Genomic DNA, 18235 nt, shown 5'->3' on the forward strand with positions numbered 1-18235 from the left:
ATATTTCTAGGCGGAGAGATAAATGAATATCACCAATATGCTTCTTGCCAACGTTTTTTCTGACTCCGGCCTGTTTTGCGGAAAAGAAGATGTAGTCCACGCAATTATTCATCATCAATTGGTTAAATCGGGTATCTCATCGCAGCGTATTGCCCGTGAGCAAGCCCTCTCTGGTAATCGCGTAGACATCGTGCTTTTCGGCGATGGCTTTGAGGGGGACTTTGCTACCACGCAAAGCATTCCTGTAGCTGCAGTGGAGGTCAAAGGAGGAGCTTATGGCTATCGAAACGCCTTAAAAGTCGAGATAGATGCCAATGGGTACTGCGCCGACATGGCGAAACTCCGTGATGATGCTGCAAAGGGCATTGAGTGCTGGTTTTTCTGTGTAGATATGGCGGAGCTTGGTCGTGCGATTTCACCGCACAGAATTGAACTGATCTCCGCGCAAAGCAACTCTCATGGCCTTTCGTTCGCTTACTACTGTCAAGGAGAGGATTTCTTCTATGTCTCTAGACCTAAGCAGAAGCTAACTCAGGCCCCAATTGCAAAAAAGATAGCCAATAACTGCAAACCGAAAAGTGCCTTTGAGCTCGAGAGCAAGGCCTTTAAGTTGGACCAGTTGGCCCGTGAGTGCCTTGCAGTGACTGGGCACGAGGCCAATACTACCGCACGCCTTTATCACCGCTTACGCGATGCCGGGTTTGGAGCAGAGCAGCTCTCACTTGAGACCTATTTTTCATTTGCTGCGCCTGCAGGCAGTCGCATGCAGGAACGACCGGATCTTGTCGTATTCAGTGAAGGTTTTGATGGGCGTTTCAACTTATACAGGGGCGGTGACATGCGCCAATCTAACGACGCACACAAACTCGCCCACATTGATACTATTTTTGAAGTGAAAGCAGGCGCTGCGCTAGATAAGAAAGGTGACAAAGCAGTGATGCAGGCTTACCTAAACGATATCCATAAGCTGGTTCGTTGGCGTGACGGAGCCGCAAGCGCGCGCAAGGGAACCCGTGTAAAAACTATGTTTATGGGTGTCGACGGGCGATCTGGTGGTTTACCTGTTGCACCTGTGACATTACTTGTCGAAGAGTGTCGAAAGAACAGTGTTGGCTTGATCTACATTAGTCGGGATCGAGTGGAAACCGTCCAGCCTTGATTCGGCGGTTTAATCTATCACTGCGAGGAGATCTGATGCTTTCTCGTGTAGTCAGGATCAGATAGAAGCCTTCGATACCAACTGTAAACCAGTAGCTGACTAGGATTCTAGGAGTTAGTGGGTATGAGTCCACCTTAAATTTTACATGATAAGGATATTGCTGAATGAACAGCCCAACTACTGTGAAAGCACTTGAAGATCTCGGCCGGGTGCGCCTCTCGGAAAGTTTTTTTATGCGGGATTTTCTCTACTCAGAAATTAGTCAGATCGAAGGTATTGCCAATATTCCCGAGCAGCCTGAAATAGCTATTGCCGCAGGAAAACAGCTCTGCGAACTACTGCTTGAGCCCTTGCAGGCCCGTTTCGGTCGTATTGCTATTCGCTCGGCCTATCGGAGCCAGGAAATCAACGCCAAAGGTGCGGAGAAAGGGAATCAATACAATTGTGCGGCCAACCCTAATAACTATGCCAAACACATATGGGATTGCCCTGACAGTGATGGGTATATTGGCGCAACCGCCTGCATCGCAGTACCCGCCCTGCTACCTTGGTACGAGAAAACCGGTGATTGGACACCACTTGCTTGGTGGATTCACGACAACCTGCCCTACAGTAGCCAGTATTGGTTTCCAAAACTTGCTGCCTTCAATCTTGGTTGGCGGGCCAATCCAGCAGTAAAAAAATCAATCAAAACATACGTTGCTAATCCACATACGGGGGATAAGAAAGCTTTGGTAAAAAATGGAAGTGCCTGCCTTAACCAGCATCAGCGTAGCACGCTGATAACGCCATGGGTTACCAGCCTAAAATAATTGTTATTTTCATTTTTATTCAAAATTACTGGCTGTGAGAAGCTTAGGCTAAGTAATCAGTTTTCCTTACATATTAATAAATTTCAAATACTCTTGGAGATACTTATGTCAGGCATCGAGTTCTACGCTCCTGGTGATTATGGAAATCCGTTCGCGGGCACAGACCGTTCTCGGACAATTTCTGCGCTTTATATTGCTCAAGGTGATGTTGGAAATTTATCAAAAAAAGAAATGCGCCGTGATGTGTTAACTAAACTTATGAGTCCAAGCGCCGTAAACTATTGGCTCAATGAAAAGGGGTGGCTTGAGAAAACCCGAAAGATTGGAAGAATACAACTTTTACGGCTAACAACTTCCGGCTTGAGCACCTGCTCAATCAGTATTGGTGGCCTCGGAACATCGCAGGCCAATAATGAAATTTCTGAATGGCGGCGAAAAATTAAGTACGGCGCTCCACTATTTAAAAAAGTACATTTTGCGCAATTAGAAGACCCTGAATTAAAGATTTGAGGGTGGGCATTATCCATGCGACAAGTAGTGAGCAATGAGAAAAGGGGACAGATTTATTTCTCTACTCTAACGTCTGCTTTTGGCCGATTCCTGCCTGTCACGACCGGCAGGAAAGGGGCGACTTCGGCCTGTAATGACCGGCCGCAGCCGGCCTTAAACAGACCATCGGCGAGAAGACCAATTGATCTGTTTATCGGTAGATACTCGGCGCCAGTGCCCGCCGATAGCCCCCACGTCCAATCAACCGCCAAGGCCTTCGACCAAAACAGCTGGAGCGTTACGCCAGCTCACTATCGCTGCCGGTCAGGCAGTCGACCAGGTCAGCCGCAAATCGCGACAACAGCTCGCGCTTGCGCACGCAGACCTTCAGGTCGCGCTGGGCCCAGGGCTCTTCCAGTTCGACAACGGCCAGCGGCAAGCGCGGCGTGTCACCGGCGATGGCGCTGCGCGGCACCAGCCCCAGGCCAACACCGGCGCTGACCATCCGGCATACGGCCTCGAAACTGCGCACCTGAATGCGCACCTCGAGGTGTCGGCCGAGCGCGGCGGCCGCGTTCATGGTGAAGGTATGAATGGCCGAGCCGGAATGCAGCATCACGAAGGGGTAATCCAATACCTCGGCAAAGGCCGTGCTGGGCCGTTGGGCCAGCGGGTGATCCGCAGGGGCGATCAGCACCAGGCGGTCGGCGCGGTAGGGAATCAGTTCCACGTCGGCGCCGGCAAGCGAATCCGCCACGACGCCGACCTCCACCTCGCCGCGCGCCACCGCCAGGACGACTTCGGGGCTGGTGTGCTCTTCCAGGGAAATACTGACTTGCGGGTGACGCCGCAGGAAGGCCGCCAGGCTGTCCGGTAGAAAGGCATGGGTCGCGTGGGTGTTGGCCCACAGGCTGACGTGGCCGCGCACGCCTTGGGCATAGGGCGTGAGGTCGGCATGCATCTGTTCGAGTTGGGCGAACACCTGGCGCGCATGGCGTAGCAGCACGTCGCCGGCGCGGGTCAGGCTGACGCCGCGGGGCTGGCGAACCAGCAGCGGGGTGCCGATCGAGTCTTCCAGCAGGCGGATGCGGTGACTGGCCGAAGACGCCGCCAGATGCACGCGCTCGGCGCCACGGGTGAGGTTCTGCGCTTCGGCAATCGCGACAAAGAGCCGGAGGTCGGTCAGGTCATAGTGCATAGGCTTGGTTAAATCCGAACGCTACGTTGCGAAAAAGCCAATTTAACGGCGATTCTACACCCGCGATCATTCGGCTCAGGACAACTCTTTGGGATATACCTGCTATGGCGTGGAAAACCTGGTCGGCCGAACGCTGGGGCATCGTGTTTGCGATTCTGGCGGCATTCGGTTTTTCGTTTAAGGCGATTTTCGTCAAGTTGGCCTATGCGCTGGCGCCCGTGGATGCCATCACCCTGTTGACCCTGCGCATGACCATCGCCTTGCCAATAGTGCTGTGGGTCAGCCTGTCGTTTTTCCGCTCCGCGCCACCGCTCACGCGCAAGGACTGGGGCCTGTTACTGGTGCTGGGGCTGCTCGGTTACTACGGCGCCAGCATCCTCGACTTCGTGGGCCTGCAGTACATCTCTGCCGCGCTCGAACGCTTGATTCTGTTTATCTACCCGACCCTGACCGTGCTGATCGGTGTGCTGTTTATGGGCAAACGCCTGGAGCGGCGGCAAATAGGCGCACTGCTGCTGTCATACGCGGGCATCGGCCTGGCGTTTGCCCACGACCTGCAGGTAGCGAGGGACATCGATGCCGTGCTGATCGGCGCGGCCTTCGTCTTCGGCTCGGCGCTGTCCTATGCGCTGTACAGCGCTGGCGCCGAGATCGCCATTCGGCGTATCGGCTCGATCCGCTTTGCCGCACTGGGGATTATCGTTTCGACCCTGGCGACGCAGATCCATTTTCTGATTAGCCAGCCCTTTTCCGCCCTGATCCTGCCCGCACCGGTTTACCTGTATGCGGCGGCTATGGCCCTGTTTTCCACGGTATTGCCGGTGTTCTGGCAGTCCGCCGCGGTGCAACGCATCGGTGCGGCGCGTACCGTGCTGATCGGCACATTGGGCCCGATGCTGACGATTTTCTTCGGTTGGCTGTTGCTCGCCGAGCCGGTTTCTCTGGCGCAATTGGCCGGGGCCGGCTTGGTGCTGGCGGGGGTGTTGCTAGTGGCGCGGCGCACTAGCTCGCCCCAGCAGCAGGAGCCTGTTGCTGAGGGTGCTTGCGCTCAAGGTGCCAAGCAGGCCACGGCCGTACTCGCCTCATCGGGCCGCTAGGGGGCGGCACCGACCTTGCGCAACAGCAGCGGAGACAAGTGGAGTAAGGTCGTGGTGACGGCTCTGATCAAGGTAGGAGGGCGCTGATGCAGCAGTCGAGCGGTGGCGGACCGCGGATTGGCGCGGCCATGGGCCTGGGGCCAACCGGCTTGGCCGGGCAGGTGGCCCCATGAGCATTCCCGACCAGCAGCCAGCGGCGTCGCCAACCCGCTCGCCCGAGCCTGCCGCGAGCGACACCTCGGACAGTGGACCCACCGCCGCGGTTGCCCGCGCGGCCGGTGCCCGCGGCGACTTCAGGGTGCTCGCCGAGCTGCTGCCCTACCTGCGGCCCTACGTCGGCCGCATCGCCTTGGCGCTGGTGCTGATCGTCGCCGCCAAGCTGGTCAACCTCTATGTGCCGGTCGCCCTCAAGCAGATCGTTGATGGGCTGAATGTCGAACCCAGCCTGGTGCTGCTGCCGGTCGGCCTGCTGCTGGCGTACGGCGCGGCGCGCATCGGCGTCACCCTGTTCAACGAACTGCGCCAGGTGGTGTTCGCCCGCGTGATGGCGCGGACCTCGCGCCAGGTCACCCTGAAAGTATTCGGCCACCTGCTCGGCCTCAGCTTGAAGTTCCACCTCGATCGCCGTACCGGTGGCGTGGCCCGTGATGTGGAACGCGGCGGCAGCGCGATTTCCGAACTGCTCGACTGGACGCTCTACAGCATAGTGCCGACCCTGCTCGAGGTGCTGCTGGTGACGGCGGTGCTGGTCTGGGCCTATGACTGGGGTTTCGCCTTCATCACCCTGGGCACACTGTTGGCCTACAGTCTATGGACCCTGGCGGTGACCGAGTGGCGTACGCGCTTCTACCGCGCCGCGGTGGAGGCCGATACCCACGCCAACGAGCGCGCGGTGGACTCGCTGCTCAACTACGAGACGGTCAAGTATTTCAACAACGAGGCGCACGAGGCCGGGCGCTACGACCAGAACCTGCGCCACCTGGAGAACGCCAAGGTCAAGGCGACCCAGTCGTTGGCCTTGCTCAATCTCGGGCAGTCCACGGTGATCGCCGTCGGCGTCAGCGCCATGATGTGGCGGGCTGCCGCGGGAGTGGTGGCCGGCGAGCTGAGCATCGGCGATCTGGTGCTGGTCAACGCCTACCTGTTGCAGCTGTCGGCCCCGTTGTTCGTGCTGGGCATGATGTACCGCCAGGTGAAGCAGGCGCTGACCAATATGGAGCGGCTGTTCGGTCTGCTCGACCAGCGTCAGGATGTGCAAGACGCGCCGACCGCCCAGCCGCTGCTGACCAGCCGTCCGCGGCTGAGCTTCGAGCAGGTGCATTTCGGCTATGACCCGCGCCGCGAGATTCTGCATGGCGTGAGCCTCGAAGTCCCGCCCGGCGGCACGGTGGCGGTGGTCGGTCATTCCGGCTCGGGCAAGTCGACCCTGGCGCGGCTGCTGTACCGCTTCTACGACGTCGACTCCGGGCATATCCGTATCGACGGCTTGGATCTGCGCGAGTTGACCCAGGCCTCGCTGCGCGCGGCCATCGCCATCGTTCCGCAGGACACCGTGCTGTTCAACGAGAGCATCTATTACAACATCAGCTATGGCCGTCCCGAGGCCTGCCGTGACGAGGTCGAAGCCGCCGCCCGCGCCGCGCATATCCACGAGTTCATCCTGGGCCTGCCGGATGGTTACCAGACCCAAGTCGGCGAACGCGGCCTCAAGCTGTCCGGCGGCGAGAAGCAGCGCGTGGCGATCGCCCGGGCCTTGCTGAAAAACCCGGCCATCCTGATTTTCGACGAGGCCACCTCGGCGCTGGATTCCAAGTCGGAGAAGGCCATCCAGGCCGCGCTCGAACGCATCCAGGTCGGCCGCACCACCCTGGTGATCGCCCATCGCCTGTCCACGGTGATGGAGGCCGACCGCATCCTGGTGCTGGACGCCGGGCGCATCATCGAAAGCGGCAGCCACCGCGAGTTGCTCGCGCTCGACGGCAGCTACGCGCAGATGTGGACGCTGCAGCAGCAAGAGCCGGCAGCGCAGCCATCGCCGCGGCCCGAGCCTCCGCGCTAAGGCGGCGCTGAAACGGGCGATGAACGGGCATGTCCTGGGCCATGCAGAACTGCTTGGCTATTACCAGCGGCGGCGCTAGCGCGCTCGTCGGTGCCAGCGCCGCCGGTCCGCCAGAAGGCTGCCCCAGTCATAAACGAGGACGGCCCCAGTGCAATTGCGCACTGTCGTTGTAGTGCGCAGCCCGGTCAGTTCGGCGTCAGGCGATTGGGCAGGTGCTCATAGAGGGTGCGGCAGACGCCGATGATGTGTTGTTCGATCAGTTCGGCGGCCTTGTCGGCATCGCCCGCACGGCAGGCCGTGAGGATCTCACGGTGCTCGTGGTCGGCGCGGTCCTTGCCTGCGGACAGGCTCATCTGCATGCGCAGGTAGCGTTCCACCTTGTCGTGGATGGAGCGAATCAGGTTGAGCAGGAAGGGCCGCTGCGCCGGTTCGTAGAGGCAGGCGTGCAGTGCCCAGTTCAGCTCGGCCCAGCGGCCGATGTCGGTCTCGCCGATGAACTCCTCGCAGATGCGTTCGGCGCGGACGAAGGTCGCCGCGGTCATGTTTGGCACGGCCAGGCGAATCGCCTGGACTTCCAGCAGCACCCGCACCTCGAAGATCTGCGCCAGTTCCGGCTCGGAGATCTTGGTCACCACCGCGCCCTTGTTGCGCTGGAATTGCACCAGTCCTTCGGCCTCCAAGCGCTTGAGCGCTTCGCGCACCGGAATCTTGCTGACATTGAAGATTCGCGCGATGTCGTCCTGGCGGACCGGCTCATTCTCGGCGAAATGGCCGCCGATGATTGCGTCGCGTAGGTGCTTGGTGATGACTTCCGAGGCGGTCGGGGTGACGCCGAGGTTGGGGGCGGTGAAGGTGGGCAATGGCAAGGGAGTGGCCCCCGGTTAGTTAGTGTTGGTGAATATTGTATACGATGAGTCGGGCGAGCCGCGCCTGCTTACGCGTAGCCCGTTCGCCGCGGCATGAATCAGTGAGTCTGCCCAGCTATTGCTCCTCTGCTTAATCGGTTGATGCGTTGAGCCACTAGGTTCGCCAGAGGTACACTGCCGGCCCCGTGTGGCCAGCCGAGTTGGAGTGAACAATGCGTAAAGACAAGAAACAGGTGATTGGCGAAGAGATTGGTGATGAGCCGATCAAGCTGTTCCTCGCCGTGGAGCCGGCTGACGCCACGCCGCCGTCGTTGCATAAACTGATCAAGGCCTATCGCGGCCTGCGCGTCGACGATTTCACGCGGTTCGTCGGCTTCTTCGTCGAAGCTGGTTACGACCTCGAGGCCAAGGATGCCCAGGGTCGCGACTTCATCGCCCTGGTCCAGGAACAGCGCTTTGCCGAACCCTATATCGAGGTGATCAAGGCCGCGCGCGGTTGATCATCTTGGTCGCAAAAAGCCCGCTCGTTCGCGGGCTTTTTTGTGGGTGCGCCAGGCATGGCGCGTTGCGCGCAAGCGCAACCAGTTTGGCTGTGGTGGCCACGCTGGTGACTTGGAGGTGCAAGTCCTCTACACACCCGGCAAGGGGAAGTGTTAGCCAGAGGCAAGGGTGTCGTGGGTGACTGCGAATCTGAAGGAAGCCCGAGGCAAAATGCTGGCCTGACGAACAGGAAGCGGATAGAGGCGGCGCAGCGGGGTGAGACGGCCCATACCGTCAAAGCCCAATACTTGCACGGAACGCTGCGACGTAGATCCGACAGGCATAAGCAGGAAGGTCGCGCGAATTACCCTGGGAGATCTGCATGTTTGCCAGTGTGCTACCGAGCGCCGCGAGGCGTCGGGATGAGCGTGCAGAAGTCAGCCGACGCCGTAATAAGTGGTGAATAACCGCGCCACCAAGGGCCGAACAGGTTATGCCGCCAGTAGGCGTCAGAGTCTCGTCGAATGTTGAAACGCAGAATATTCTCCAAGAGAAAACTGTTACCCCAGGTCCCGGACGGTATCCGAGGATGACGGCTGACAGGGCGCAAGCATCGACGGCGTCTGTGGCGTGGACGAACGCGGAGCCGGACACGCTGATGGAGCGGGTGCTTGCACCTGCCAACCTCAAACGTGCGTATCGCCGCGTGGTCAGCAACAAGGGTGCGCCGGGTGCCGATGGCATGACGGTCTACGAATTGGCGGGCTACGTGAAACAGTATTGGCCAACCCTCAAGGCGAGGTTGCTGGCCGGCGAGTATCACCCGCAAGGTGTGCGCGCCGTTGACATCCCCAAGCCCAAAGGCGGCACAAGACAGCTGGGTATCCCCAGCGTCGTGGATCGCCTGATCCAACAGGCTCTGTTGCAACAGCTCACGCCGATCTTCGACTCGCTGTTCTCGGACTACAGCTACGGCTTTCGTCCGGGCAGAAGCGCCCACCAAGCCATCGAAACAGCCCGTGCCCATGTGGCGGCAGGCCACCGCTGGTGCGTGGAACTCGATCTGGAGAAGTTCTTCGATCGGGTCAACCACGATGTATTGATGGCCCATGTGCAGCGCCAGGTTGAAGACAAGCGAGTGCTCAGGCTGATTCGCCGTTATCTCGAGGCCGGGGTGATGTCGGGCGGGGTCACCAGCCGCCGGCAGGAAGGGGCGCCGCAAGGCGGCCCGCTCTCGCCGTTGCTGTCGAACATCCTGCTCAACGAACTCGATCGCGAGCTGACAAAGCGGGGCCATCGCTTCGTACGCTATGCCGATGACGCGAACATCTATGTGCGCAGCCAGCGAGCCGGTGTGCGCGTAATGGCCAGCGTTGAGCGCGTCCTGAACCGGCGGCTGAAACTGACGCTGAATCGGGAAAAGAGCCGAGTGGCACGCCCCTGGATCTGCGACTACCTGGGCTATGGGATGAGCTGGCACCAGCAGCCGAGACTGAGAGTGGCAACCATGAGCCTGCGTCGCCTGCGCGACCGACTCAGAACGCTTCTGCGTAGCAACCGGGGACGCAAGATGGCGCATGTCATCGAGCGATTAAATCCGGTACTACGAGGCTGGAGCGGGTACTTCAAACTGAGCCAAAGCAAACGACCGCTCGAAGAGCTTGATGGCTGGGTGTGCCATAAACTTCGCTGTGTAATCTGGCGACAATGGAAACGGCCCTTTACGAGGGCGCGTAACCTGATGCGTTTAGGACTCAGTGAAGTGCGCGCCTGGAAATCGGCAGTCAACGGTCGGGGGCCATGGTGGAACTCAGGGGCATCGCATATGAATCAGGCGCTGCCAAAGAAGCTGTGGGATCGGCTTGGGCTGGTCTCAATACTGGATACGATCAACCGGCTTAGCCGCATAGCCTGAACCGCCGTATACGGAACCGTACGTACGGTGGTGTGAGAGGACGGAGGCCGTGAGGCCTCCTCCTACTCGATCTATGTCCCTGTACGTGTTGCAAGAGATACAGGGCGTTTGTGAGAGCGGATTTATCCGCGAAAACCGTCGATACAGCAACAAAACTTCGCGGCTAAAGCGGGGTGCCGCCCAGCCGCTCCCACGAGACTGCGGCTAGCTCAACATCTAACGGGGATATAGCCTTTCCTGATTACGCATAAACCTCAGCCAGCTTGAGGAGCCGGTAAGGCATAGGCGGTGTCCTCAGTGCGGCATAGCTGAACCGCTCTATCATGGCACCAAGGTCGAAGCGCCGGTTGAAGCGGTACTCGAACTCGGCCAGATAGCGCGGAGCATGCTTGAGATCGAACGCATGGAAAGTCCCGGTCAGGGCGTTTTTGACGTTGCCCAGCAGGGTGTTGACCCACTTGAAGGTCGGATGCTGGGCACTGGCCCGACCACTCCCTGTCACGATGGGCAAATGCTGGCACTCCCGCGCATCGAAAGCCCGGAAACATGCAAGACCGTCGCTGAATACGGTGCTTCCCGGCGCCACCGACTGCTGCGCGTAACTGCCGATCGCCTTGAGCGTGAAGGCCCGTACACGGCGTATCTGCAAATACTGAGGGTGACCTTCTGCGCTGGTCTGCACCGCCGCGATGAAGGGAACCTTGTTCTCCGAGCCGCGACCGCGCTTTCCCGGCCGCTCACCACCGAGATAGGCATCATCGACTTCAATGCGGCCACTGAGCACCGTGTTCCGTTCACGCTCGAACATCACCTGCATGATCTTGTGCTTGAGCTGCCAGGCCGTGTTGTAGCTCACGCCCAGTTCACGCGAGAGCTGCAAGGCCGACAAGCTGTTCTTGCGTTGAGTCAGCAGGTAGATCGCCAGGAACCAGGTGGTCAGAGGGAGCTTGGTACTGTCAAAAATCGTCCGCGCGGTCAGCGAGGCCTGATGATGGCAGCGGTTGCACTGATACAGCCGCCGCGCCAATTGGCAGCAGGCGCCCTGATGGCCACACTCGGGGCAGATGAAACCGGCTGGCCAACGTAGCTTGAAGAGCGCTTCGCGACACTGCTCCTCGGTTGCGTAGCGCTTAAGGAAGTTAGTGAGCGAAAGACCGGGCTGGAATTGAACCTGATTACGGGCCATGGGACACCTACTACTGGTTATTCATACAGTTAACCGTAGCAGGGGGTTTCAATGAAGCAACTGAGCTTGGTACGTAATCAGGTAGCCTTTTGGGGCGCGGGGACTACAACACCCCGGCCTTCTTCCAGGCCAGATAGCGGCTGACCAACTGCGGGCCCAGTTCGCTGGGCCGGGCGTCGAGTACCGGCACGTTGTGCACGGCCAGACGTTCGTGCAGGCCGGCGCGGTCGTTGAGGTAGTCGACCGTGCCGCAGTAGCTCAGGGCTGTTGCCAGATCCTCGACCGGTGTGTGGCGCAGGCTGTCGAGCACCTCTTCGCGCAGGCTGGCGATCAGTACGCGGTGCTGGCGGCCGATGCGTTTGACTGCAGCGAGCAACTCCTGATCGTCTTCGTCGCGCAGGTTGGTGACCAGCACCACCAGGGCGCGGCGCCGCTGGCGGGCGAGCAGGGCGTCGGCCGCAGCGGCGAAGTCGGCCGGCTGCAGGGTGCTGCTCAGGTCGTACACGGCATTCAGTAGCACATTGAGTTGCGCCGAGCCTTTGACTGGCGCGAGGAAGCGCTGCTGTTCCCCGGCAAAGGTTGCCAGGCCCACCGCATCGCCCTGGCGCAGCGCCACATAGCTGAGCAGCAGGCAGGCATTGAGGGCGTGGTCGAAGTGCGCCAGTTCGCCATCCTGGCTGCGCATACGGCGGCCGCAGTCGAGCAGAAAAATGATCTGTTGGCCGCGCTCGTCCTGGAACTCCCGGGCGATCGGCGTGCGCTTGCGGGCGGTGGCTTTCCAGTCGATCTGGCGCAGGCTGTCGCCGTCACGGAATTCGCGCAACTGGTGAAACTCCAAGCCGAGGCCGCGCCGCGGGCGCTGGCGCACGCCAAGCTGGCTGAGCCAGTCGTCGACCGCCATCAGTTGCGCGCCATGCAGGCGGGCGAAGTCCGGGTAGACCCGGGTTTCTCCGGGCAACGCCAGATAGCGGCGAGCCTGCCACAGGCGCAGCGGGCTGGGCAGGCTGATTTCACATTGGTCGAAATGGAAGTGCCCGCGGAGCAGCGGCCGCACGCGGTAGGCGAATTGGGTCTGTTCGCCCGGGTGCAGATCGATACGTTGCGGCAGGTGCTCGAAGGCCATGCCGTCGGCCACATGATCGAACACCTCCAGCGCCACGGGCTGGGCATAGGCGTGGTGCAGAGTCAGCTGCACCTCGCTCCAGCGGCCCAGCGGCAGATTGCCTGGCAGCTGGCGCTCGAGACGTGGCGAGGGCAATTTTCCCAAGCGCAGGGCATCGACCAGCGCCGCGCCGGTCAGTGCCAGCAGCAGCCCCCACCAGAGCGCCTGCAGGCTTTGCGGCACCTCGACTGCCAGTGCCTGCAAGGTGCCGAGCACAATGGCCAGGCCGAGCAGGACGCCGAGCAGAATCAGCAACGCGCGCGCGGGCTTCATGCGCCAGCACCCTGGGTAGAGCGGTTCATAGACGCGGCGCCGGGACCTGGTCGAGCAACTGCTGGAGCACCTGGTCGACTTCCAGGCCTTCGATATCCAGCTCCGGCGCCAAGCGCACACGGTGGCGCAGTACCGCCAGGGCGCAGCTCTTGATGTCATCCGGCAGGACGAAGTCGCCGCCGCGCAACAGGGCGCGGGCGCGGGCGCCACGCACCAGGGCGATCGAGGCGCGTGGCCCGGCGCCGAGAATCAGTCCTGGCCAGGTGCGGGTGGCGCGGGCCAGGCGCACGGCATAATCGAGCACCTGTTCGTCGAGCGGCAGGTCGCTGGCGATCTTCTGGATGGCCAGCAGATCCTTGGCTTGCAGCAGGGCGCGCAAGGGGGTGACGTCGAGCATGTCGGCGCGGGTCGAACGGGTGACCTGACGCACCATGTTCAGTTCTTCGGCCTGCTCGGGGTAGTCCATGCGCAGCTTGAGCATGAAACGGTCCAGCTCGGCTTCGGGCAGTGGGTAGGTGCCTTCCTGCTCGATCGGGTTCTGCGTGGCCAGCACCATGAACGGCAGCGGCACCGCCAGGGCGCGCCCTTCGAGGGTGACCTGACGCTCCTGCATGACTTCCAGCAGGGCCGCCTGGGTCTTGGCCGGGGCGCGATTGATCTCGTCGGCCAGCAGCAGGTTGGTGAACACCGGGCCCTTGCGCAGCTTGAACTGCTCGCTTTGCAGGTCGTATACGGCGTGGCCGGTGACGTCGCTGGGCATCAGGTCCGGGGTGAACTGGATGCGGGTGAATTCGCCACCGAAGCAGCGCGCGAGGGCACGTACCAGCAGGGTCTTGCCCAGGCCGGGGACGCCCTCGATCAGTACGTGGCCACCGGCGATCAGGGCGGTGAGCACATCGTCGACCACGGCGTTCTGGCCGATCAGCGCCTTGTGCAACTCCAGGCGCAGAGCCTGGGCCAGTTGGCTGGCGCGCTGGCGCTGTTGCGCCGGGCTGCTCGGCGTTTGGGGTGCGGCTGCAGCGGGCGGGCTCAGCTGTTCGGGCATGTGTTCGCTCATAGGGCATTCCTGAGTGTTTGCAGGTGGGCGACCTGGCGGGTGAAATCGACGGCGGACAGACGCTGCTTAGGTAGCGGCCCCATGGCTTGGCTGATGGCGCGGCTGGGCAAGCGGGTCAGGCGCCCCAGCACCTGCCATTGATCGGTCACGCCGAGGCGTTCGAAGCCGGGATGACGGCGACGCGCACGGCGCTGGATGTCCTGTTGCAAACCCTGCAGCAGGCTGTGTTGGCCGCCGCGGCGGAGGAGGAAATCGGCACTGCCGCGCAGGTGTTCCTGCAATTGCCGGCGATTCGGGCTGGCCGGCGCTTGCAGCGGGCCCTCACGCATACCGACGCGCCACAAGCCGAGGCCGACCAGCAGGGCCAGGGCCAGCAAGGCCTGGGGGAAGTAGCGCAACAGCAGGCTGAGCAGGTTGTCGCGATCGGCGTGGTAGAGCAGGGTCACGGCGCTGTCCTGACTCAGGTACCAGAGCAGCCAGGCATTGTCGTAATCGGCGATCTTGTCGTTCTGCCAGATCCAGCTGTCGCTCAGCACGCTGATCAGACCGTCGCCATGATAGAGCTGGACCAGGTGGGTCGCCGCAGCGCTGTTGGCCCAGGCATGCGCGCGATTTTGCGCATCGTAGAGATGAAAGCCGGTATCGAAACTGAAGTAGGCCGGCGCTTGCTCGTTTTCCAGGTAAAGCTGGGTCAGCTCGGGGTAGGCCTTGGCCGTGGCATCGTCTGCCTCTGGCGTGGGTTCCTCGATCTCGTTCTCAGGCTCGTCGAGATCGTCGCTCTGGTACTGCTGCAGGCCCAGGCTATCGAGCAGCAGGTCACCGCTTTTGCCCTCATCCTCATCCCACAGGCGTTCGGCAACGAACACCAGGTGCCCACCCTTGGCCGCCCAGGCCCGCAGGCGTGCGACCTGGCGTGGGCTCATGCGTTGGCGGTCGCCCAGCAGCAACAGGGTCTGTCCGGCGCTGGGCAATGTCGATAGTACCTGCAGGTCATCGGCGCGCTGCACCCGCAGGTCCTGCTGGCGGAGAAAGTGCTCGGCGGCCAGGTATGGGTTGGTCTGCGCTTCGGGTGCCGGGCCGTGCTCGACGGTTTCTTGATAGGGCTGGGCGCGGCTCAGCAGATAGAGACCGAGCAGGCCCAGGCCAAGCACAAGCGCGCTGCCGAGGATGAACTGGCGGCGTCTGCTCATGCTCGCACACCGTCATTGAACAGGCGCCGCCAGTCTTGGCACAGCGCCTGGCGCAGATCATCCGGCGGCAGGCGATGGCCATAGGCGAGGTTCTGCCAGTGCAGGGTCAGGGTTTGGCTGAGGTCGCTCAGTTCGGCCTGATCCAGGTCCTGAACCAGGCGCAGTACTTCGCTCTCGGTGTGGGCGCTGTGCAGGGGCAGGTGATAGTCGTGCAGCAGGCGGCTGAGCAAGGCGCGATAGAGCAGGCCGAGGGCCGCGCGCGGTTGCTCGGCCCAGAGCCGCTCGACTTCGCCGGCGACATCCGCCGGCAAGCTTTGTGGGGTCACTTCCAGACCGAATAGCTGGCTGCTGGGCGGCGTTACGGCGCGCTGAGCCAGGCCAATACGCCCGGCGAAGGCGCCGAGCCATTGGCGATAGCGCCAGATCAGCAGCGCCACCAGGCCGAGCAGGGCTGCCCAGAGCAGGGCCTCGAAAAACAGTGCGACGGCGTCGATGCTGTTCCAGAACTCGGCCAACTTGAAGAATTTCTCGAGCAATTCCAGCAGGCCGCTGATCGGCTCTTCGTTCGGTTGTGCGGTCTCTTCCTCGCCGAAGCGCCAGCGGGTGACGGTTTCGCGGTGCTCAAAGGGTGGCCGATCCAGCAGTTGCCCGATGCTGTCTTGGGCGGCCTGGCTGCTCAGCGGTTGTTTGAGCAGGCGTGCGGCCTCGGGACCGATGGGGTCCGCCTCCGGCAGCGGGCAACTGCCGATCTCGGCAGCCATGGCCGGCAGGGGGGCTTGCAGCAGTAACAGACCGCAACCGAGCAACAGGGCATAGGCCACGCCGGTCAGGCGTTGGCGCAGTTGGCGGAACACCAGTTCGATATCCCAGCCCTCCAGGGCGGTGCGCCGATTCAGGTAGAGGGTAAAGCCGCAGGCGACATAGACCGGCTCCCAGGCGATCAGCACCAGGACATACAGCAGGTTGGACAGGTGCTCCAGCCACAGCCATTCGCCGGCCGCCGCGTTGGCCAGGCTCTGCCAGCTCCAGTCCAGCTCGATCTGCGCCGGCAGCAGCAGGTAGAACAGGCTGGCCAGGCCCAACCACAGGGCCATTTCCAGGTGCATGCCGACTATGGTCAACCAGGTCGCGGCGCCGGCATCGCGTTGCCCCAGTACCACCAGGCGCTGGCTGCGTGCCTGGCCGGACAGCCCTTCCAGTTGCATAACCGGCAGGTCGAAGCTGCGCGTGAGACTGAAGCGGCGCCAGGTCAGGCTGGCCAGCAGTTGTGGCTTGAGCAGGCCCGGCAGGGCTTTGAGCGCGTGCTTGAGGCTTGGCGTGTCGCCGAACAGGGCGCGCGCGAGGATATGCAGCGGCAGGCGTTCGAAGGCCGGTTTCAGCCACCAGAAGGCGAATATCGCCCAGCCCGGGTAGTCCCACAGCAACAGGCAGAGCAGGGCGAAGATCGGCAGGCTGACCAATGCCCAGCTGGCCATCAGCAGGCCGGCATGCCGGCGCGCCAGGAGCACGCCTAGGTCCAGTGCTTCCCAGGGGCTGCGCGGGCGGATCGCCACGCTGGCATCAGTCAGGCGCATGGGCACCTCGGCCGGCCAGCAGCAGATAGCTCAGCACCAGCAGCCACAGGCCTGCGCCAACCGCATATTTGACGGTTGGCGCGGCGAAGGTCATCGACGACCAGTAGGCCTCGATAAACGCGGCCAGAAGCAGAAATACTATGACCCCGCCGACCAAGCGCACGCTGCGCCCGGCGGCCAAGCGCAAGGCTTCGCTACGTGGCAGGCGACCGGGCGCGAGCAGTGCCCAGCCGAGCTTGATACCGGCGCCGCCAGCCAGGGCGATGGCGGTCAATTCGAAGGCGCCGTGGCCGATGACGAACGACCAGAAGGTCTCGCCGTAGCCGATCTGGGTCAGGTGGCCGGCCACCGCGCCGATCATCAGGCCGTTGAACAGCAGGAAGAACAGGCTGCCCAGGCCGAACAGCAGGCCGCTGGCGAAGGTCTGAAAGGCGATGCCAATGTTGTTCATGATGTAGTAGCCGAACATCAGCCAGTCGTCGCCCGAGTGGCGTTCGCCGAAGCGTCCGAGGCGCCGGGCATCGGGGTCGTACATCTGCTCCATGCTCGCGACTTGCTGCGGATCGACCAGGCTGTAGAGCAGCTCGGGGAACAGATAGACCAGTACTCCCATGCTCAACAGGCTGCCGAAAAACACCAGGCTGGCGATTAGCACGCAGCGCCATTCGGCCCGCACCAAACGGGGGAAACCGGCGAGTAGGAAACCGATCAACTGCGCGCCCAACGGGCTGCGATGGCGATAGAACTGCTGGTGACCGCGTAGTGCCAGATGCTGCAACTGCTCGATCAAGTGATTGCTGTAGCCGCGTGCCTGGGCCAGGGCCAGTTGCTGACAGAGGCGTCGGTACGCGGCGGCGAAGCCCTTGCTCTGCTGGCTGTCGGTCTTGCCGCGTTCGAGCGCGTCGAGTTGTCCGGCGAAGGCTTGCCAGGCGGCTTGGTGGCGGCTTTCGAACAGGCTCTGTTTCATGTCGGCCCCAGCAGGCCGCGGGCGATGCCATTAATCCGCTGTTCCGCCTGCTCGCGCGGTACCAGCAGTGGCTCGGCAAGAATCGCCGCCAGCTCGGTGCGGCGTTCACTGGACAGGCTGGCGCCGCGCTCGGCAAATCCGAGCAAGGCCCGTTGCTCGACCAGGTCGAGGGCGAAGGGTGCATGCAGCGGTTCGGCCTGCGGCAGGCTCGGGCGCGCGGGCAGGGTGTCGCGGTAGACCACCAGGGTGCCGGCGGCGATATCGCCGAGGCGCTTGAACGCCGGGTGATTGAGGCAGCTGAGAATACCCAGGGTGTAGCCGAACGGCAGGATATCGACGAAGCGCAGCAGGTTGCGGGTCAGCGAAGCGGCCCAGCCGACCGGGGTGCCGTCATCGTGCACCACGCGCAGGCCGAGCATCTGCTTGCCGGGCGAGCGGCCCTGGTTGAACACCTCGAACAACACCATGTACCACCAGGTCACCAGGAACAGCAGGATGGTCGCCAGGCCCATGCCGAACTTGCCGAGCAGACCGAGGACGACGTACGTCACCAGCAATAGCAGGCCGCGAATCAGCAGGTCGATGGTAAAGGCCAGGGCACGCGGCACTACACCTGCCGGACGCAGGAGCAGATCGATACCTTCCGGGGTTTCCACCTGGTAGCGGGTATCCAGCAACGCAGTTGGCTGCCGAACGGGTGGTCGAGGCGGACGCGGAGATGGCGAGGTGGCGGAATGCGGCATCGGCGGTC

General features: G+C 62.0%; 16 protein-coding genes. 7 read left to right on the top strand and 9 right to left on the bottom strand.

The genetic code is table 11. The features are described from left to right. Positions 1-22: 22 nt before the first annotated feature. From VCJ09_RS05105 to VCJ09_RS05115, 3 genes are all read left to right on the top strand, one after another. On the top strand, positions 23-1159 hold the full coding sequence (locus VCJ09_RS05105) for a hypothetical protein (protein ID WP_324733397.1): 1137 nt from the start codon (positions 23-25) through the stop codon (positions 1157-1159). Positions 1160-1323: 164 nt separating this feature from the next. Continuing rightward, positions 1324-1971, top strand: coding sequence for a peptidase M15 (locus VCJ09_RS05110; RefSeq protein ID WP_324733398.1), 648 nt, complete (start codon positions 1324-1326; stop codon positions 1969-1971). A gap of 105 nt (positions 1972-2076) precedes the next feature. Then, a complete protein-coding gene (locus tag VCJ09_RS05115; RefSeq protein WP_324733399.1) occupies positions 2077-2481 on the top strand; it encodes a hypothetical protein in 405 nt (134 codons plus the stop codon). 277 nt (positions 2482-2758) lie between these two features. On the opposite strand, the gene VCJ09_RS05120 is transcribed toward VCJ09_RS05115, so the two are convergent. After that, positions 2759-3658 (bottom strand): LysR substrate-binding domain-containing protein, encoded by a 900-nt coding sequence (locus VCJ09_RS05120; protein ID WP_324733400.1) that lies wholly within the window; start codon positions 3656-3658, stop codon positions 2759-2761. A gap of 104 nt (positions 3659-3762) precedes the next feature. Here VCJ09_RS05120 and VCJ09_RS05125 point away from each other — a divergent pair, with 104 nt between their 5' ends. Both VCJ09_RS05125 and VCJ09_RS05130 read left to right on the top strand, forming a co-directional pair. Further along, the gene (locus tag VCJ09_RS05125) at positions 3763-4755 is read left to right on the top strand and encodes a DMT family transporter (RefSeq protein WP_324733401.1); all 993 of its coding nucleotides are present in this window, start codon (positions 3763-3765) and stop codon (positions 4753-4755) included. Between the two features lie 169 nt (positions 4756-4924). Next, positions 4925-6814: an ABCB family ABC transporter ATP-binding protein/permease gene (locus VCJ09_RS05130; RefSeq protein ID WP_324733402.1), complete on the top strand. Its 1890-nt coding sequence runs from the start codon at positions 4925-4927 to the stop codon at positions 6812-6814. Positions 6815-6999: 185 nt separating this feature from the next. On the opposite strand, the gene VCJ09_RS05135 is transcribed toward VCJ09_RS05130, so the two are convergent. Further along, positions 7000-7674, bottom strand: coding sequence for a GntR family transcriptional regulator (locus VCJ09_RS05135; RefSeq protein ID WP_324734597.1), 675 nt, complete (start codon positions 7672-7674; stop codon positions 7000-7002). 218 nt (positions 7675-7892) lie between these two features. Between VCJ09_RS05135 and VCJ09_RS05140 the strand changes: the two genes are divergently transcribed. Continuing rightward, positions 7893-8180, top strand: a complete 288-nt coding sequence (locus tag VCJ09_RS05140) for a PA4642 family protein (RefSeq protein WP_079200877.1) — start codon at positions 7893-7895, stop codon at positions 8178-8180. Positions 8181-8653: 473 nt separating this feature from the next. Beyond that, positions 8654-10075, top strand: coding sequence for a group II intron reverse transcriptase/maturase (ltrA, locus tag VCJ09_RS05145; RefSeq protein ID WP_324733403.1), 1422 nt, complete (start codon positions 8654-8656; stop codon positions 10073-10075). A 241-nt stretch (positions 10076-10316) separates the two neighbouring features. On the opposite strand, the gene VCJ09_RS05150 is transcribed toward ltrA, so the two are convergent. The 7 genes from VCJ09_RS05150 to VCJ09_RS05180 form a co-directional block, all read right to left on the bottom strand. Beyond that, positions 10317-11261 (bottom strand): IS1595 family transposase, encoded by a 945-nt coding sequence (locus VCJ09_RS05150; RefSeq protein WP_324733239.1) that lies wholly within the window; start codon positions 11259-11261, stop codon positions 10317-10319. A gap of 103 nt (positions 11262-11364) precedes the next feature. Then, positions 11365-12696: a DUF58 domain-containing protein gene (locus tag VCJ09_RS05155; RefSeq protein WP_324733404.1), complete on the bottom strand. Its 1332-nt coding sequence runs from the start codon at positions 12694-12696 to the stop codon at positions 11365-11367. Positions 12697-12721: 25 nt separating this feature from the next. Continuing rightward, positions 12722-13753, bottom strand: a complete 1032-nt coding sequence (locus VCJ09_RS05160) for an AAA family ATPase (protein WP_407693007.1) — start codon at positions 13751-13753, stop codon at positions 12722-12724. Then, positions 13750-14943 (bottom strand): DUF4350 domain-containing protein, encoded by a 1194-nt coding sequence (locus VCJ09_RS05165; protein ID WP_324733405.1) that lies wholly within the window; start codon positions 14941-14943, stop codon positions 13750-13752. The genes VCJ09_RS05160 and VCJ09_RS05165 overlap by 4 nt, the downstream gene beginning before the upstream one ends. Further along, complete coding sequence (locus VCJ09_RS05170) at positions 14940-16517, bottom strand: DUF4129 domain-containing protein (protein WP_324733406.1); 1578 nt, start codon at positions 16515-16517, stop codon at positions 14940-14942. The genes VCJ09_RS05165 and VCJ09_RS05170 overlap by 4 nt, the downstream gene beginning before the upstream one ends. Continuing rightward, entirely contained in the window at positions 16504-17484 is a 981-nt protein-coding gene (locus VCJ09_RS05175) for a stage II sporulation protein M (protein WP_324733407.1), read from the bottom strand. Before VCJ09_RS05175 ends, VCJ09_RS05170 begins: the two co-directional genes overlap by 14 nt. Continuing rightward, positions 17481-18227 carry an RDD family protein gene (locus VCJ09_RS05180; RefSeq protein ID WP_324733408.1) on the bottom strand — a complete coding sequence of 249 codons (747 nt, stop codon included), beginning with the start codon at positions 18225-18227 and terminating at the stop codon, positions 17481-17483. The genes VCJ09_RS05175 and VCJ09_RS05180 overlap by 4 nt, the downstream gene beginning before the upstream one ends. Between the last annotated feature and the right edge of the window lie 8 nt (positions 18228-18235).

Origin of the sequence: Pseudomonas paeninsulae (assembly GCF_035621475.1) — a bacterium.
In the GTDB taxonomy this organism is placed as follows: Bacteria; Pseudomonadota; Gammaproteobacteria; order Pseudomonadales; family Pseudomonadaceae; genus Aquipseudomonas; species Aquipseudomonas paeninsulae.

Excerpts from the sequence above, each read along its gene's own strand:
- VCJ09_RS05150 (WP_324733239.1), bottom strand. The coding sequence starts at position 11,261 with ATGGCCCGTAATCAGGTTCAATTCCAGCCCGGTCTTTCGCTCACTAAC.
- VCJ09_RS05130 (WP_324733402.1), top strand. The coding sequence starts at position 4,925 with ATGAGCATTCCCGACCAGCAGCCAGCGGCGTCGCCAACCCGCTCGCCC.
- ltrA (WP_324733403.1), top strand. The coding sequence starts at position 8,654 with ATGCCGCCAGTAGGCGTCAGAGTCTCGTCGAATGTTGAAACGCAGAAT.
- VCJ09_RS05110 (WP_324733398.1), top strand. The coding sequence starts at position 1,324 with ATGAACAGCCCAACTACTGTGAAAGCACTTGAAGATCTCGGCCGGGTG.
- VCJ09_RS05160 (WP_407693007.1), bottom strand. The coding sequence starts at position 13,753 with ATGAGCGAACACATGCCCGAACAGCTGAGCCCGCCCGCTGCAGCCGCA.
- VCJ09_RS05175 (WP_324733407.1), bottom strand. The coding sequence starts at position 17,484 with ATGAAACAGAGCCTGTTCGAAAGCCGCCACCAAGCCGCCTGGCAAGCC.
- VCJ09_RS05180 (WP_324733408.1), bottom strand. The coding sequence starts at position 18,227 with ATGCCGCATTCCGCCACCTCGCCATCTCCGCGTCCGCCTCGACCACCC.
- VCJ09_RS05140 (WP_079200877.1), top strand. The coding sequence starts at position 7,893 with ATGCGTAAAGACAAGAAACAGGTGATTGGCGAAGAGATTGGTGATGAG.
- VCJ09_RS05165 (WP_324733405.1), bottom strand. The coding sequence starts at position 14,943 with ATGAGCAGACGCCGCCAGTTCATCCTCGGCAGCGCGCTTGTGCTTGGC.
- VCJ09_RS05105 (WP_324733397.1), top strand. The coding sequence starts at position 23 with ATGAATATCACCAATATGCTTCTTGCCAACGTTTTTTCTGACTCCGGC.
- VCJ09_RS05155 (WP_324733404.1), bottom strand. The coding sequence starts at position 12,696 with ATGAAGCCCGCGCGCGCGTTGCTGATTCTGCTCGGCGTCCTGCTCGGC.
- VCJ09_RS05120 (WP_324733400.1), bottom strand. The coding sequence starts at position 3,658 with ATGCACTATGACCTGACCGACCTCCGGCTCTTTGTCGCGATTGCCGAA.
- VCJ09_RS05115 (WP_324733399.1), top strand. The coding sequence starts at position 2,077 with ATGTCAGGCATCGAGTTCTACGCTCCTGGTGATTATGGAAATCCGTTC.
- VCJ09_RS05125 (WP_324733401.1), top strand. The coding sequence starts at position 3,763 with ATGGCGTGGAAAACCTGGTCGGCCGAACGCTGGGGCATCGTGTTTGCG.
- VCJ09_RS05170 (WP_324733406.1), bottom strand. The coding sequence starts at position 16,517 with ATGCGCCTGACTGATGCCAGCGTGGCGATCCGCCCGCGCAGCCCCTGG.